This is a genomic window from Rhizobium leguminosarum bv. trifolii WSM2297 (assembly GCF_000271845.1).
In genome coordinates this window covers 4378601-4394045 of sequence record NZ_JH719395.1, presented here as the reverse complement: position 1 = coordinate 4394045, position 15445 = coordinate 4378601, and the positions used below count along the sequence as shown (strand labels likewise).

Below are 15445 nucleotides of genomic sequence, written 5' to 3'. Positions count from 1 at the left end.
CGAGCACCAGCAACTCGTCGCCGCGAAGGCGGCCATCCCTGCCCTCGGAAACCGAGCGATCGATCGCCTGTTTGCGTGCTTCGGTCCAATCAGCAACGATGCGACCGATTGCCTCCTGGCGTGTCGCTGCCTCGACGAGATGACCATGTTGCGCATAGACGTCGAGCCCCTTCTCGACCTCGCCGCGGGCAAACAGCCGTGAAGCCTCGCGTGCCCATTCGTCACGCTGGCGGCGCACACCGGCAAGCTCGGCAAAACCGATCCGCTCGGTGATTGCCCGGAAAGCAGCACCCGCCTGGATCGGCTGCAGCTGCATCGCATCACCGACCAGGACCACTTTCGCGCCTGCCCCTTCGGCGATCTTCAGCACACGCGCCATCTGCTGCGACGACACCATGCCGGCCTCGTCGATGACAAGCACGTCACCGCGATGCAGTGTGTCGCGGCCATTGGCCCAGGCCAGCTCCCAGGAGGCAAGCGTGCGCGACTTGATGCCGGAACTGTCTTCCAGCCCTTCCGCCGCCTTGCCGGCAAGGGCAGCACCGATCACCCGGTGCCCCTCGCCCTCCCAGGCAAGACGCGCCGCCGCCAACAGCGTCGACTTGCCGGCGCCGGCAAGGCCGACAACGGCGGCGATCCCGCTGTCACCGGTGACATGACGGATGGCATCGACCTGCTCCGCATCGAGCCGGAACGGAGTTTTAGGATCGCCACGCTCGATACTTTCGATGGCAGCGTCGACATGCTTGCGGGAGACGGCAAAGCCGTCACGCTTCAACAGGGCCTGTGCCGACTGCGCCATGTCGTATTCGATGCGCAGCATGTCCCGCGTCGTGAACACGGCCGGTTCCGATAGCTTGCCGGTCTCCGCATCCATCTCCTGCGGCTTCAGCATGACCAGCTGGTCGGACGCCATCAGCCGGGCACGGATGTTGGCAAAATCGGTGGGATCGTCGACGTAACGGTGCAGCGCCTTGGCGATATCCTTTTCGTCGAAGGTGGAGCGTTCGTTGCCGAGCTGCTTCAACAAAAGCTCAGGCTCGGCCAGCAGCCGGTCGGCCATCTCCTGGCGCCTGGCAAGATCGGCGGGAGCGAAGTAGAGCTCCTTGCCCTTGCCGGCGAGGGCGGCCTTTTCTGGTCCGAGGTGTTTTTGCGCAATGCCGTCGAGGCCCTGTTCGGCATAGGAGCGTCCATCGAGCCGGATCTCGTGACCGGCAAGCGCCAGATGCCGGTTGGCCGTCTCCGCCCAGGCGATCTTCCAGGCCTTCATCGTTTCCCGGTCGCCGGCCCAAACCCTGTTGACAATCCTCCCGTTCGGACTGTCGGGCGTGACAACACGCAAAGGCTTCCCGTCTTCGCCCATGATCGTCACCCGCTTCCGGCCAAACCCCTCATCCGCGAGTGGCCTCAGCGTCGTCAATACATGGGCGTGGGGATTGCCGTCCTTGTCGTGGTAGACCCAATCAACCACCATGCCCCTAGCTGTGAGATTATCCCGAACGAATTCGCGAACCAGTGCAATATTCTCCGCTCGCGTCAGTTCCTCCGGCAGGGCGATAATCAGCTCGCGGGCAAGCTGCGCGTTTCCCAGCGTCTCGAAGGCCTCCACAGCATTCCAGAGCGCTTCGCTCGCACTAGCAACGGAAAGGCCATCGATCGCCTCATGAAGCCAATTCGGAACACAGTCCGGCAGCGCAAGCTCCTCATGCACCAGATCGGAAGCGCCACCTCGATAGTTGAAGGAAGCGCCGATCTGTTCGTCGATCATGCGGGTGCGATGACGATAGGCAGCAGCCGAAATGATGCTGCGTCCGGCTCCCCTGCTGATCACCTGCGCTCTGACGAACATGATCGCCATCAGACGTCTCCAATCCTCTCAAGCACGTTGGGCTAGCGACCTACGTCGCACTGACTGGACCGAGAACCGACGACGCTTTTGGTAACGTGTTTCAACCCATTTTCTCGCCGTGTCGTTCTGAGCTACGACAACTTAGACGATTTAACTATCGTGTTCAAGATAGTTAAATACAAGGCTGGACCTCCCCGGCCCCTTCACAGGCTGCGCCCGGGTTGATCCGTCAGATTTGTGCATCCGTTGAAAGTCGAAATCGGAGATGCAGGTAAATTGAGGCTGGTGCCCGCGCCAAAATTCTCGTGGACGGTGCAGAATCTTTCGCCTATCGATGGTGTATGAAGTCGTCCGTCGATCATATGCCGCTTCGCAAGCAGCGAGAGATTGGCCGTGTTTTGGAAATCCTCCACGAGGAATTTGAAGACGCGGTGAAGGACGGCACGGCGGAGTTCAAGAAGCGTGGCAGGATCTTGAAGATCATCCTGTTCGGCTCTTACGCCAAGGGCGGATGGGTGGATGAACCTTTCACGATGAAGGGGTATCGCTCTGATTTTGATCTGCTGATCATCGTTAACAACCGAAAGCTCTGCGAGTTCGCCGACTACTGGTACAAGGCCGCTGACCGGCTGATCCACGACAAGTCGATCGAAACGCCGGTAAGCTTCATCGTTCATTCCAGGCGCGAGGTGAACACCTACCTGAAAGAGGGACAGTATTTCTTCTCTGACATCCGCAAGGAAGGCATCGTCGTCTATGAACTCGATGAGGAGCCGCTTGCCGAACCCAAACCGCTCTCGCCGGTCGATCGATTGCGGGTGGCGAAGGAGCATTTCGAGGAGCGGCTCGAGGCCACAAAGGAGTTTTTCGACCTAGCTGAACATGCTCGCACGAAACGCTATGGGAAACGTGCTGCCTTCCTTTTTCATCAAGCGTTGGAACAAGCTTATTCCTGTGTCCTGTTAACGCTCACCAACTACGGTCCACCTTCCCACAATATCAAATTCCTCCGCTCGCTTGCCGAAGAACAAGACCGGCGTTTGGCTGAGGCGTTTCCTCGAAACGAGCATCGCGAGCGCGCCTGGTTCAACACACTGAACGAGGCTTATGTTAAAGCCCGGTATTCCAAGCATTTTGAGATTGGCGTGGAGGCTCTTGGTTGGCTTGCTGAGCAAAGCTTGCTGTTGCTTGAACTGGTCAAAACGGTGTGCTCCGAACATCTGGCGATGCTCGAGCGGAATACGGGGTAGGCACATTGATCAGATGGCATGCTGTTGAACTAAAGGATCGATTGATTCTGGGAAATCAAAAGCACCCTTTTTGGGGATCAAGCTAAGCGCCCTATGGCGCTCGCGTTTGACGTAGAACTGAGACCCACATCCCATTAGCTCACTTGCGTTCGGACGGAAGCTGAGGATCGGCTAAACGAGGCGTTTCAGGGCGGGTCCTTTGCTAGCCTGGAAAGGATGATATCTAGGCCACCGAATGGTGTAACATCGGCTACTGGATTTGAGCTGGGCGCTTGAAGCTTAACACGATGATAATGGTACGGTTGGGGGGTCTCGAACCTCCGACCTCAGGTGCCACAAACCTGCGCTCTAACCAACTGAGCTACAACCGCATAAATCGCGCTTGGCGCGATGGGGGTCACATACGAGGACTTGGCGATGAATTCAAGCCCCAATCCTCGTCAATATACAAAAAGGCTGGACGCGAGGTCCAGCCTTTTATCGCTGAGCTTTAAGACCGATCAGGCAACCTTGAAGGAAGCCATGGCCTTTTCGGCGGCGTCCTTGGAAGGCTTTGCGAGCTTTTCGGCAACCTGCTTGGTGGTTTCCTGGATCGACTTCGCCTGCTCGACGGTCAGTTCGGCCTGCTTGCGGATGAACGAGGTCTGCAGCTCGAAGAATTCAGCGGCAGACTTGACGCCGAGCAGGGCTTCGAAGTGCGACAGCGAGTTCTCAGAGTTGACGCGCAGGATGTCGATCGCCTTCAGGCCGAGTTCGACACTGCCGGCCTGTGCCGTCTGGACGGTGGCTTCAAGCGTCTTGCCGGCTTCTTCGCCAGCGGTCTTCAGCTTGGCATAGGCGTCCTTGGACTGCTGAGCGCCCTTTTCGGCGAAATCACGGAAGGATTCCGCGAACTTGGACGGGTCGAAAGAAGCGATTGAAAAAACGTCGTCGGTCTTTATGGTAGCCATGGGTCGCATCCTTTGGGCTGAGGCAGTCACTGCCTGCAATAGTTGGGATGAAGCTTATATAAGACATTTCATTGTGCATTGCAACAATTATTGTGCGGTGCACAAGACGTTAACCTTGCCGGTCGAAAACCCCCTGCTCTTCTGGACCCGCATGCGTCCCGCAGTTATTAATAAGCCGTTAATTTAGAAGGCCGACAGCGACAAGGTTCGAACATGCCCGCAGTCCAATATCCGTTCATCGATATCGCCGTGCATGCACGGGTGCGGGAACGCTTTTCACGCGGCGAAGCGATGGTGCTGTTTTCGGCCGATCTTGCCCGCCTGCTCTGGGCGAACGGTGCAGGCGCCGAACTTTTCGGCCATTCGGCCGTCTATGATCTGCTCGATCAGGGTGTCGATCGCACTGACATCACCTTCCGCCAATTCGAGACGGCGGCGCGCCAGCTTGCCGATATCGGCGACAGCCGCAGCCTGATGATCCGCGTCGCCAAGGGGTTTCAGCGTGTGCAGGTGCAGGCGGCGGCCGAACTGATCCGGCTTTCCCAGGGCGAAAAAGCCATGCTGTTTTCGGTGCCGGTCTCGGCAAAGCCGCTCGCAGCCGGCGCCTCGGCGGCCCAGATGCTGCAGGGGCTCGATGATCCCGACACGCATATGGCTGTCATCGGCGCCGAAGGCGACGTCATCGCCGCCTCGCCGGGCTTTGCCTCGCTTGGGATTTCCGAGCAGACGGCAAAGACCTTGATCAACCTTGCCGGCGCCCATCCCGACCGGTTGGTGAAGCGACCCGTCGCCACCGGCAGAGGCAATCTTCCGGCAGCCGTCGGCAAGCTCAGCGACGAGCCGGCGCTCAATCTTCTCTTTGCCGTGGAGACCGCGATCGGCCATCTCGACCCGATCGACGCAGCCGCGCCCGACCCGACCGATACGCCCGCGCTCAACGCAATCGATGCGCCCGCACAGGAAGACGCCGTGCCGGCGGCCGAAGACTTCCACGACCAGCACGTTGCCGACACAGGCTTTACCGAGATCATCGAGGCTGTCTCGGGGATCGAGGAAGTCGAGGAAACGCTCGAGGACATCGCCGGCGAAAACGAGCTTGCGGCCGAGACGGCAGCGGCAGACGAATTGATTGACGAGACTGGCCTCGCCGGGAATGCGGAGCCGGAAAGCGACGGCGGCGTGATCGACAGCAGCGCGGATGAGGCCAACGAGCCTGCCGCGATCATCGAGGACGACCTGGCCTCCGTCACAGAGACGGTGGAAACAGCGACGACGGCGGAACCGCCTGTCGACGCCAGCGAAACCCAGATCGAAGACGCGCCGGCAGCGATCCACGAAGAGCCCGCCCTCGCACCGCCTCTAGTCGCCGACGCCTCCCCTGCCCCTGAACTCGAGCCCGGCTTCGTCTTCAGGCCGAACAGCCGCGCCACGCGCTTCGTCTGGAAGATCGATGCAGAGGGACGGTTCAACGAGGTCAGCCACGAATTTGCCGAGGCCGTCGGTCCGCATGCGTCTGACATCATCGGCTCCGCCTTCAGTGATATCGCCGCCCTCTTCAATCTCGATCCCGAGGGCAAGCTTGCCGAAGCGCTCGCCCGCCGCGACACATGGTCGGGCAAAACGATCCTGTGGCCTATCGAAGGCACCAGCCTCGTCGTTCCCGTCGATCTGGCGGCGCTGCCGACCTATACCCGCAACCGCGACTTCGACGGTTTCCGCGGCTTCGGCGTCGTCCGGCTTTCCGATGCGCAGGAAGATCCGCTGGCGCTCGGCCTGACGCTCGGCCCGGATGGCGTCGGCCATGATGCGGCAAGCCTCGGCCCGGTGGCGGAGACCATTGCCGAGGTGGTCCACGAGGTGCCGGCAGCAGAGGTCCCCAGCGAACCCGCCGTGACGGCGGAGGTCGAGGACCAGGCGCTTGCCGCAAGCGGGCCGCAGACGGAGACGGAGAAGGCGCCTGAGGAGATTGCCGATGAGCAGGCGCCCATCGAGCAAGGGTCCGACGAGCAGGCGTCCGGCGAGCCGCCTTTCCAGCAAAGCCTTTCGGAAAAAACGGAAGATCGTGCCGAGGCGGGCGATGCCTCCGCTGTCGAACCGGCGGCGGACACGTCGAACGAACCGCCGGCGCTGCGCATTTCGGAAACGCCCAATCGCCGTTTCTCCGACAAGATCGTTCAGCTCCACAATAGCGGCGCCGCACTGACGGCGGCCGAGCAGGCCAATTTCCGCGAGATCGCCAAGCGTCTCGAGGCCTTCGGCGCCAGCAAGGACGAACCCGCCGCGCCGGCACGGATAGAACCCAACGTCACGGCGCCAGCGGAACCTACCGGCGCGGAAATGGCCAGCTTCGAAGAGACGTCTGGCCAGGAAGCGGTCGAGGCTGAAACACCCGTTGCCGACGAGGCGGACGTGCCGTCACTCGAGGAGATCGCGCCGCAGGAGGCGACTTTCGAGAAAGCCGCCGACGAGGGCGACGCCAGCCACGAGGCCGGCGCCGGGGAGCCTGATGTCATCGAAGAGGACGAGGCGACGGAAGGGCTGGAGGAGACGGTCAGCCAGATCGAAGTTCTGACAAGCTTCATCCCGCCCCGCATCAAGATGACCGACGGGCTTTCACTGGGAACGGTCGACCAGCTACCGGTTGCCGTGCTCATCCATGTCGGCGATGCGCTGATCCATGCCAATCCGGAATTCATGCGGCTGACCGGTTACGCGTCGCTCGATGCGCTGCGCGAGGTCGGCGGGATCGAAGCCCTGCTGCAGCGCCGCGAGCTCGAGGAAAAAGCCGCAGGCGCTGGCACCATGATGCTGGTCAAGGCCGACGATACGCTGGTGCCGGTGACGGCGCGGCTGCAATCGGTGCGCTGGGAAGACGCCAACGCCCTGATGCTGGCGCTGATGCCGGTGGAAGGCAAGGATGACAGCCGCAGCGAAGCAAACCGTGCTGAAGGCCGTTCCGAAAGCCGCCCCGAGCGGATGGTCGAAAAGGTCGCCAAGCTTCAGGTCGAAGTGGAGGAACTGCGCTCGATCCTGGAAACGGCGACCGACGGCGTCGTCGTCATCGGCACGGAGGGTGACATCCGCTCGATGAACCGGTCGGCCAGTGCGCTTTTCAATTACGACGAGCAGGAAACGCGCGGCAAACCCTTCGTCATGCTGTTTGCCCATGAGAGCCAGAAGGCCGTGCTCGACTATCTGAACGGCCTCTCCGGCCATGGCGTCGCCAGTGTGCTGAATGACGGGCGCGAAGTGATCGGCCGCGAGGCCGCCGGCGGCTTCGTGCCGCTGTTCATGACGATGGGCCAGCTCACCTCCTCCAACGGCTATTGCGCCGTCATCCGCGATATCACCCAGTGGAAGCGCACCGAGGACGAACTGCGCAACGCCAAGGGTGCGGCCGAAACCGCCAACGCCCACAAGACCGATTTCCTCGCCCGCGTCAGCCACGAAATCCGCACGCCGCTCAACGCCATCATCGGCTTTTCCGACATGATGGCCGGCGAGCGCTTCGGGCCGATCGGCCATCCGCGTTATATCGAATATGCCAACGACATCGGCCGCTCCGGCCGGCACGTGCTGGATATCGTCAACGACCTGCTCGACATTTCGAAGATCGAAGCGGGCGAGATGGATCTCGATTTTGCCGCAGTCGGCCTCAACGAGGCGGTCTCCGAGGCCGTGGCGCTGGTCCAGCCACAGGCGAACGGCCAGCGCGTGATCATCCGCACGGCGCTGTCGCAAGCGGTGCCCGAGGTCGTGGCGGATCTGCGGTCGATCAAGCAGATCGCGCTGAACATCCTGTCGAACGCCATCCGCTTCACCCCATCCGGTGGGCAGATCGTCGTTTCCACCGCCTATGAAGCAAATGGCAGCGTCGTGCTCAGGGTGCGCGATACCGGCATCGGCATGACGCGCAGCGAACTCGACCAGGCGATGAAGCCGTTCCGGCAAGTCTCCTCGACCCAATCGCGCCATCGCGGCGACGGCACCGGGCTCGGCCTGCCGCTGACCAAGGCGATGGTCGATGCCAACCGGGCGGTGTTCTCGATCAATTCGGCGCCGAACGAGGGCACGCTCGTCGAGATCACCTTCCCGTCACAGCGGGTGCTCGCCGGCTAAAGACGCTGTCAGCACCATAAAGAAGAGGCAGCCGGTGGCTGCCTCGAAATGGGTGCTTTTCAACGAGAGCTTAGTCGATCAACATCATGTTGCAAGCCCGAAGGCTTCACGCCGCCTCGTTCATGTGCGGCCGCTAAGTTAGCTTCACCTTTGACAAACCTTTCTTAACGAAAGGTTTCCATGACAGAAGTTTGATAAATGGTAAAAGCTCATAGGCTGGCGCATCGACCCGAAAATCGGATTGGATTTTCGGGTCGCGCCTCTCAGTCCTTGAGTTCGCTCAAGCCGGCGAAGAGCCGCAGCGCCTCGGGATTGGCGAGCGCTTCCTGGTTTTTCACCGGCCTGTTGTGAACGACCTCACGCACCGCAAGTTCGACAATCTTGCCGGACTTGGTGCGGGGAATATCGGCGACCGCGATGATCTTTGCCGGCACATGCCGCGGCGAGGCGCCGGTGCGGATCCGTGTCTTGATCGCCTTGACGAGATCCTCGGTCAGCGACACACCCGCTGCCAGGCGGACGAAGAGGATGACGCGGACGTCGTCGTCCCACTCCTGGCCGATGCACAGCGCTTCGGCCACCTCCTCCATCTGCTCCACCTGATTATAGATCTCGGCCGTGCCGATGCGCACGCCGCCGGGATTGAGCGTCGCATCCGAACGGCCGTGGATGATCAGGCCGCCATGCTCGGTCCATTCGGCAAAATCGCCGTGACACCAGACATTGTCGAACCGGTCGAAATAGGCGGCGCGATATTTGGCGCCATCGGGATCGTTCCAGAACATCACCGGCATCGACGGGAAGGCCTTGGTGCAGACGAGTTCACCCTTCTCGCCGCGCACCGGCTTGCCGTCATCGTTCCAGACATCGACCGCAAGGCCGAGGCCGGCCCCCTGGATCTCGCCGCGCCAGACCGGCTGTAGCGGATTGCCGAGCACGAAGCAGGAAACGATATCGGTGCCGCCCGATATCGAGGCGAGCTGCACGTCTTCTTTGATGCCCTCATAGACGAAGGTGAAGCCTTCGGGCGACAGCGGCGAACCGGTGGAGGTCATCAGCCGCAGGCTGGAGAGATCGTGGCTCGTGCGTGGCGTCAGCCCGCTTTTGCGCACCGCATCGATATATTTCGCCGAGGTACCGAAGATGGCGAATTTCTCGGCCTCGGCATAGTCGAACAGCACGTTGCCGTCGGGGGCGAAGGGCGAGCCGTCGAACAGGCAGAGCGTGGCGCCGCTGGAAAGGCCGCTGACCAGCCAGTTCCACATCATCCAGCCGCAGGTGGTGAAGTAGAACAGCTTCTCGCCCGCCTGCAGGCCGCAATGCAGCCGCTGCTCCTTGAGATGCTGCAACAGCGTGCCGCCGGCAGAATGGACGATACATTTCGGCACGCCCGTCGTGCCGGAGGAAAAGAGAATGTAGAGCGGATGGGAAAAGGCGAGCGGCGTGAACTCGACCTCTTTGGCCTCATAGGGCGCGACGAAGGCCTCAAGCGTCGAAGCGCCAGGCGTTGCGCGCGCCACCGCTTCCGCATCGCCGGCATAGTGAACGATGACCGTCGGAACGCCCAGGTTTTTGGCGACGGCAGCGACTTTGGCGCCGACGTCCTGCATCTTGCCGGAATACCAATAGGCATCGCAGGCGATGAATAGCTTGGGGCCGATCTGGCCGAAGCGGTCGAGCACACCCTGCTCGCCGAAATCAGGAGAGCAGGACGACCAGATGGCGCCAATCGAGGCGGCGGCGAGCATGGCGGCAACGGTTTCCGGCATGTTCGGCATCATCGCGGCGATACGGTCGCCCTTGCCGATACTAAGGGCTGTGAAGGCCTGCTGCAGTTTCGAGACCGCCCCGCGCAGCCGGTCCCACGACCAGCGGCCTTCGGCCTTGTCCTCGCCGCGGAAGATGATCGCATCGCCCTCGCCGCGGCCTGGCAGCAGGTTCTCGGCAAAGTTCAGGGTCGCATCGGGAAAGAAGCGAGCCTCCAGCATTCGGTCGCCATCGATGAGCACCTCTGCGCCGCGCTCTCCCTTCACGCCGCAGAAATCCCAGACGGCCGACCAGAACTTCTCCCGCTCGGCTACCGACCAGGCATGCAGATCTTCAAAGCCTGAAAGAGAAAGCCCGAAATCGGCATTGCAGCGCGCCATGAAGGCATGGATCGGGCTTCTTGCGACGGCATCTTCCGAAGGCACCCAAAGTGGTCTGTTATCCTGCATTCAATTGCTCCTCCCCAATGCCGCCTTTATATCATGCTGCATTGCATTATAAAGTGCGGAACCGACGCGATCCGACGCTGACGCATCCAACGATGCTTCGATCGAATGTGTCGCGGTCCTTTGCGCACGTGAAAAGATGCGCGGCGCAAAGGGTATTTGCATATGCCCGATATTTCCTATATCCGGCGAAACCAGCGCATCACGGGATGACCGGCTGAATTACCGGCGGAGATCATGAGCACGTCAAGACATCGCAGGTGGCGCAGGAAGATCGGACCCGTTTCGCGCTGGCTTCCGACCTTCGCCCGTCTGTCGACTGTCTTCCTGCTGATTGCGCTGGCGCTTTTCGTGGCGCTGAGGGTAGCCGCACCCTATCTCATCACCACCGGTTTCGTGCGCTCGGGCATCGAGGACGCGCTGTCGAAATGGACGGGCTATCATGCCGAGATCAAGGGCAGCCCGGTTCTGGAATTCTGGCCGACGCCGCGCATTACGCTGAACCAGATCACCATCCGCCAGCCGCGTGATAGCGGCGACAAGCTGCTCGGCAGCATCGACAGCCTGTCGGCCGATTTCAGCCTCATCGATGCGCTGAGAGGCCGCACCAGCTTCCACGAATTTCACCTGGTGCGCCCCAATCTGGCACTGACGCGCGACGAGAAGGGGCTGATCGACTGGAGTTATGCCGGCCTGCTCGCCCGTGCGATCAGCGGCGTGCGCACCGAAAACGGCGCCGAGGTGCTCGATCCCGATCTCGACGCCGAGATCGGCGCGGTGACGGTCGAAGACGGGACGCTTGCGGTCACCGACGCCAAGTCCGCCAAGACCTATCGTTTCGACAGCGTCACCGCAGATATCGCTTGGCCGCGGCTATCCGGCGCGATCTCGGCGGTCGTCATCGCCCGTATCAACGGCCAGGACCTGAAGGTTGATTTCGCCTCGCGCCAGCCGCTGCTCGCCTTTGCCGGCCGAAATGCCGAGACGCGGACGTCGCTGACATCGAACCTTTTGACGGCGCACTTCCAGGGAGTTGCCAGCATCGCCAGCCTTTCGGCGCTGTCCGGCAATATCACCGCCAGCATTCCAGATATGCCTGCACTTCTGGCATGGTCGGGCAAATCCATCCCCGGCATCGCAACGCTGAAGAGCGCCTCGGTGGAATCCGACATCATGTCGTCGGGCAACGGACTGCGCTTTAACAATCTCAGCCTCTCGCTGAACGAAGCGAGCGCCACCGGGGTCATGGACCTTTTCACCCAATCCGGCAAACGGCCGAAGATCGGCGGCACGCTCGCCTTCGACCAGATGAACCTCAAGCCGTTTCTCGACGCCTTCGCGCTCAGGCTTGCCGCCGGCGAGGCGGAGGAAATCTCCGCCGGCATAAACGGGCCGCTGCAACTGCTCGATGTCGACGTCAGGCTTTCGGCGCGGCGCGCGCAAATGGGTCTCTTCGAGCTTTCCGATGTCGGCGCCAGCATGATCGTTGCCGGCGGCGAAGCGAAATTTGACATCGGCGACAGCCGGTTCGAAGGCGGCGAAATGACCGCGCATCTGGAAGCGACCCAGCGCGACTTTGACGGCGGCGGCAAGCTGCAGCTGTCGATCCGCGATGCCGACTTCGCAGCCCTTGCCGAGCGCCTGCAACTGAAGGGACCGCTGCCGCTGGCGACCGGATCGCTCGATCTCGACCTGCAGTCGCCGAAGGCGATCTGGACGACCGGTCTTGCCGACGTCACCGGCAGGCTGCATTTCTGGACAACGGAAGGCACGATCCCCGGCATCGATGCCGCAGCACTCAGGACGCAGGCAGCCGAAAAGCCGTTCTTTCCGCTGAGCGCGGCGGCAGGCGGCGCCTTCGCTTTCAACCAGTTGAACATGCAGGCCGATTTCGCCAAGGGTTCGGCCGAGATGCACGACGCCCGCATCGCCGGCACGGCCGAGACGCTGACGCTATCCGGCGTCATCACCTATCAGTCGAACGGGCTGGCGCTGTCCGGATCGCTCGAGGCAACCGATCCGGCCAAGGCGGCGGAGCTGCCGCTTCTGCCGTTTTTCATCGGCGGCTCCTGGCCGAACCCGGTGATCTCGCCGGTTCCACTCTTCGGCACCACACCCCACGCGCAATAGAGCTCTTTTGTTTTCACGCCATATCAGGCGCCGGCAGCCGCCGCCCGCTCGTCGCGCTGGCGCTGGATTTCGCGGCGTTTGGTGACGATCGAGGCGCAGATGACGCCGACCGCGACGATGGCGATCAGGATCGTGCAGACCGCGTTGATCTCCGGCGTCACGCCGAGGCGGACCTGGCTGTAGATCCGCATCGGCAGCGTCGTGGCGCCCGGCCCCGAAGTGAAGCTGGCGATCACCAGATCGTCGAGCGACAGGGTGAAGGCAAGAATCCAGCCCGAGATCACTGCCGGCGCGATGATCGGCAAGGTGATCTCGAAAAAGGTGCGCAACGGCGGCGCGCCGAGATCCTGTGCCGCTTCCTCGATCGAATGATCGAAGCTCAACAGGCGCGACTGCACGACGACGGCGACGAAGCACATGGTGAGCGTAGTATGCGCCAGCGTGATCGTCCAGAAACCGCGGTCGAAGCCGATGGCGACGAAGAGCAGCAGCAGCGACAGGCCGGTGATGACGTCAGGCATGACGAGCGGCGCGTAGATCATGCCTGAAAACAGCATGCGGCCGCGAAAGCGCGTGTAGCGCACCAGCGTCAGCGCCGCCATCGTGCCGAGCACGGTGGCGAGCGTCGCCGACAGCAGGCCGACACGGATCGTCACCCAGGCGGCGTCGAGCAGGCCCTGGTTCGAGAGCAGCGAGACATACCATTTTGTGGAGAAACCGCCCCAGACGGTGACGAGCTTCGATTCGTTGAAGGAGAAGATTACCAGAAGCACGATCGGCAGGTAGAGAAAGGCAAAGCCGAGCGTGACGGAGACGATGTTGAAGCGGGTCCATTTCAGCATGGCTTATTTCCCCCGCTCTTCGGCCTTGGCCTGGGCATTCTGGAAGAAGACGATCGGGATCACCAGGATCATCAGCAGGATCGTTGCCACCGCCGAGGAGACCGGCCAGTCGCGGTTGGCGTTGAACTCGTTCCAGAGCGTCTTGCCGATCATCAGCGTCTGCGAACCGCCGAGCAGGTCGGGAATGACGAATTCACCGACAGCGGGAATGAACACCAGCATGCAGCCGGCAACCACACCGGGGATCGACAGCGGAAAGGTGACGCGCCAGAAGGCCCGGATCGGCGTGCAGCCGAGATCCTGTGCTGCCTCGATCAGCGTACCGTCCATCTTTTCCAGGGCCGAATAGAGCGGCAGCACCATGAAAGGCAGATAGGAATAGACGATGCCGATATAGACGGCGGTCGGGGTGTTGAGGATGATCAGCGGACTGTCGATGATGTGCAGCGACAGGAGAAGCTGATTGAGAAGGCCTTCCGGCTTCAGGATCGCGATCCAGGAATAAACGCGAATGAGGAAACTCGTCCAGAACGGCAGGATGACCAGCATCACCAGCGTCGGGCGGATGGTGCGCGGCGCCTGCGCCATGCCGTAGGCAATCGGATAGGCGATCAGCAGGGTGAGGAAGGTGGAGATCCCGGCAATCACCACGCTCGATATGTAGGCATTGATATAGAGCGCATCCTCGGTGAGGTAGGCGTAATTGTCGAAAGATAGCTCGCCGATCTTGCTCCAGAGCCCGGCCCAGCCGTCGGCAAGCGAGAAGACCGGCTCGTAAGGCGGCATGGCGATCGCTGTCGTCGATAGCGAAATGCGGAAGACGATGAAGAACGGCGCCAGGAAGAAGAGCAGCAGCCAGGCATAAGGGATTGTGATGACGAGGCGGTTGTAGAGGCCGGAGGTAAGCTTGCCCATGATCTCAATCCTTCAGCAGAACGCCGGCGTTTTCGTCGAACGAGATCCAGACCTCCTGGTCGTAGGTGAAGGGGTCGTCGACGGAGCGCTGCGCATTGAGGGAAGAGGCCTTGACGATCTTGCCGCTCTGCAATTTCACATGGAAGACGGTCATGTCGCCGAGATAGCCGATGTCCCAGAGTTCGCCCCTGGCGGCGTTGACCGAGGCGTTGGCCGGCGGCTGGCGCCCGACCCGCATCTTTTCCGGCCGGATGGCGAAGCCGACGGCACTGCCTGCCTCAGGTGTCTCGGAAGAGGCGACGCGAACGCTGAAGCCGCTGTCGACTGATATCTCGACGGTGCCGTTGCCCGATGCGGCGACCTTGCCGTCGAAGATGTTGACGTCGCCGATGAAATCCGCAACGAAACGGGAATTCGGCGCCTCGTAGATCTCCGCCGGTGTAGCCACCTGCACGACCTTGCCGTGGCTCATGACGGCAATGCGGTCGGCCATGGTCATCGCCTCTTCCTGGTCGTGGGTGACGACGACGAAGGTGAGGCCGAGGTTCTGCTGCAGGTCCATCAGTTCGAACTGAGTTTCTTCGCGCAGCTTCTTGTCGAGCGCGCCAAGCGGTTCGTCGAGCAGCAGCACCTTCGGGCGTTTGGCCAGCGAGCGGGCCAGCGCCACGCGCTGGCGCTGGCCGCCGGAAAGCTGGTTCGGCTTGCGGGAGGCGAATTGCTCGAGCTTGACAAGCTTCAGCATCTGCGAGACGCGCTCGGTCATCTCATCCTTGCCCATACCGTCCTGCCTGAGGCCGAAGGCGATATTCTTTTCCACCGTCATGTGCGGGAAAAGCGCATAGGACTGGAACATCATATTGACCGGCCGTTTGTAGGGCGGCGTACCGGCCATGTCGGTGCCATCGAGCACGATCTCGCCGGAGGTCGGCTGCTCGAAGCCGGCGAGCATGCGCAGCAGCGTGGACTTGCCGCAGCCCGAAGCGCCGAGCAGCGCGAAGAATTCGCGGTGGTAGATATTCAGCGAGAGATCGTCGACGGCGGTAAAATTGCCGAAGCGCTTGGTGACGTTCTTGAAAGCAATGAAGGGTTTTGCAGAGGGATCGGTCCAAGGCGCAAAAGCGCGGCGGATATTGCCGAGAGACTTCATATTATTCCCCGAATATAAGGTTTTTCCGGC

Annotated in this window: 9 protein-coding genes and 1 tRNA gene; 3 read left to right on the top strand and 7 right to left on the bottom strand. The window is 61.6% G+C overall.

All coding sequences use genetic code 11. From position 1 onward, the window contains the following. On the bottom strand, nucleotides 1–1858 hold a 1858-nt coding region (traA, locus tag RLEG4DRAFT_RS36450), incomplete at its 3' end, for a Ti-type conjugative transfer relaxase TraA (protein ID WP_003584342.1). A 332-nt stretch (nucleotides 1859–2190) separates the two neighbouring features. On the opposite strand from traA, the gene RLEG4DRAFT_RS36445 reads away from it, so the two are divergent. After that, nucleotides 2191–3099, top strand: a complete 909-nt coding sequence (locus RLEG4DRAFT_RS36445) for a nucleotidyltransferase and HEPN domain-containing protein (RefSeq protein WP_003584341.1) — start codon at nucleotides 2191–2193, stop codon at nucleotides 3097–3099. 294 nt (nucleotides 3100–3393) lie between these two features. On the opposite strand, the gene RLEG4DRAFT_RS36440 is transcribed toward RLEG4DRAFT_RS36445, so the two are convergent. Next, nucleotides 3394–3470: transfer RNA gene (locus RLEG4DRAFT_RS36440), tRNA-His, on the bottom strand. A gap of 129 nt (nucleotides 3471–3599) precedes the next feature. Then, entirely contained in the window at nucleotides 3600–4049 is a 450-nt protein-coding gene (locus RLEG4DRAFT_RS36435) for a phasin (protein ID WP_003570225.1), read from the bottom strand. Nucleotides 4050–4262: 213 nt separating this feature from the next. Between RLEG4DRAFT_RS36435 and RLEG4DRAFT_RS36430 the strand changes: the two genes are divergently transcribed. Then, nucleotides 4263–8168, top strand: coding sequence for an ATP-binding protein (locus RLEG4DRAFT_RS36430; protein WP_003584340.1), 3906 nt, complete (start codon nucleotides 4263–4265; stop codon nucleotides 8166–8168). Between the two features lie 263 nt (nucleotides 8169–8431). Here the strand turns inward: RLEG4DRAFT_RS36430 and RLEG4DRAFT_RS36425 are convergent, their stop codons facing one another. Then, nucleotides 8432–10384 (bottom strand): acetoacetate--CoA ligase, encoded by a 1953-nt coding sequence (locus tag RLEG4DRAFT_RS36425; protein WP_003584338.1) that lies wholly within the window; start codon nucleotides 10382–10384, stop codon nucleotides 8432–8434. 234 nt (nucleotides 10385–10618) lie between these two features. Between RLEG4DRAFT_RS36425 and RLEG4DRAFT_RS36420 the strand changes: the two genes are divergently transcribed. After that, nucleotides 10619–12511 carry an AsmA family protein gene (locus tag RLEG4DRAFT_RS36420; RefSeq protein WP_003584337.1) on the top strand — a complete coding sequence of 631 codons (1893 nt, stop codon included), beginning with the start codon at nucleotides 10619–10621 and terminating at the stop codon, nucleotides 12509–12511. Between the two features lie 23 nt (nucleotides 12512–12534). Here the strand turns inward: RLEG4DRAFT_RS36420 and RLEG4DRAFT_RS36415 are convergent, their stop codons facing one another. From RLEG4DRAFT_RS36415 to RLEG4DRAFT_RS36405, 3 genes are read right to left on the bottom strand one after another with little or no spacing between them, the layout of a single operon-like run. Next, complete coding sequence (locus tag RLEG4DRAFT_RS36415) at nucleotides 12535–13353, bottom strand: ABC transporter permease (RefSeq protein ID WP_003584335.1); 819 nt, start codon at nucleotides 13351–13353, stop codon at nucleotides 12535–12537. A 3-nt stretch (nucleotides 13354–13356) separates the two neighbouring features. After that, nucleotides 13357–14268: an ABC transporter permease subunit gene (locus tag RLEG4DRAFT_RS36410; RefSeq protein WP_003584333.1), complete on the bottom strand. Its 912-nt coding sequence runs from the start codon at nucleotides 14266–14268 to the stop codon at nucleotides 13357–13359. Nucleotides 14269–14272: 4 nt separating this feature from the next. Further along, nucleotides 14273–15415, bottom strand: a complete 1143-nt coding sequence (locus tag RLEG4DRAFT_RS36405) for an ABC transporter ATP-binding protein (protein WP_003584331.1) — start codon at nucleotides 15413–15415, stop codon at nucleotides 14273–14275. Nucleotides 15416–15445 lie beyond the last annotated feature (30 nt).

Bases quoted from the DNA above. Each gene is read 5' to 3' on its own strand.
- RLEG4DRAFT_RS36445 (WP_003584341.1), top strand. From the start codon at position 2,191: ATGAAGTCGTCCGTCGATCATATGCCGCTTCGCAAGCAGCGAGAGATT.
- RLEG4DRAFT_RS36435 (WP_003570225.1), bottom strand. From the start codon at position 4,049: ATGGCTACCATAAAGACCGACGACGTTTTTTCAATCGCTTCTTTCGAC.
- RLEG4DRAFT_RS36430 (WP_003584340.1), top strand. From the start codon at position 4,263: ATGCCCGCAGTCCAATATCCGTTCATCGATATCGCCGTGCATGCACGG.
- RLEG4DRAFT_RS36425 (WP_003584338.1), bottom strand. From the start codon at position 10,384: ATGCAGGATAACAGACCACTTTGGGTGCCTTCGGAAGATGCCGTCGCA.
- RLEG4DRAFT_RS36420 (WP_003584337.1), top strand. From the start codon at position 10,619: ATGAGCACGTCAAGACATCGCAGGTGGCGCAGGAAGATCGGACCCGTT.
- RLEG4DRAFT_RS36415 (WP_003584335.1), bottom strand. From the start codon at position 13,353: ATGCTGAAATGGACCCGCTTCAACATCGTCTCCGTCACGCTCGGCTTT.
- RLEG4DRAFT_RS36410 (WP_003584333.1), bottom strand. From the start codon at position 14,268: ATGGGCAAGCTTACCTCCGGCCTCTACAACCGCCTCGTCATCACAATC.
- RLEG4DRAFT_RS36405 (WP_003584331.1), bottom strand. From the start codon at position 15,415: ATGAAGTCTCTCGGCAATATCCGCCGCGCTTTTGCGCCTTGGACCGAT.